This window comes from Corallococcus praedator, assembly GCF_003612125.1.
In the GTDB taxonomy this organism is placed as follows: Bacteria; Myxococcota; Myxococcia; order Myxococcales; family Myxococcaceae; genus Corallococcus; species Corallococcus praedator.
Genome location: NZ_RAWI01001128.1, coordinates 1 through 429, shown reverse-complemented (window position 1 = coordinate 429; position 429 = coordinate 1). Strand labels below are relative to the sequence as shown.

The window sequence follows — 429 nt, the reverse complement described above, 5'->3', positions numbered from 1 at the left end:
GCCGTCAGTGTGGGCGTTCGCAAGGCAGCAAACTGCACCGGTACGTTTTGGGCCTGCGTAGTCAGGCCAAGCGGAGCCGCCACAAGCAGGGCCGCTACGAACAGATTTTTCATAGTTGTAAACAGTTGAAACTAATTGATTATTAAAGCCTGTCAATGCACATTTATAGATCGTTTCCGCGTCACAGAAACAGTAGGTCAAAGCCAGACTCGTTGCCCAGCCACTGACGAATGGTTCCGCTGATACCCAGCATCCCCGTTAGCAGTGACCAGTCCGTCGACGGGTTGTCCATCCGCACGTCCGTTAGAAGCTGCTGGAGCCAGTGTTGGCCTTCGTGCCAAAAATCGGGACGTCCCGTGAGCAAATACAGCCGCCGGTACACCATGCTTAGCCCGGCCACGCCGTCGATCAGCCCCGGCGCGTCAATCC

General features: G+C 55.9%; 1 protein-coding gene. It reads right to left on the bottom strand.

Features of this window, described 5'->3' with window-relative positions; all coding sequences use genetic code 11:
- Nucleotides 1-181: 181 nt before the first annotated feature.
- A partial coding sequence (locus tag D7Y13_RS46485; RefSeq protein ID WP_158626239.1) for a hypothetical protein occupies nt 182-429 on the bottom strand: 248 nt, incomplete at its 5' end.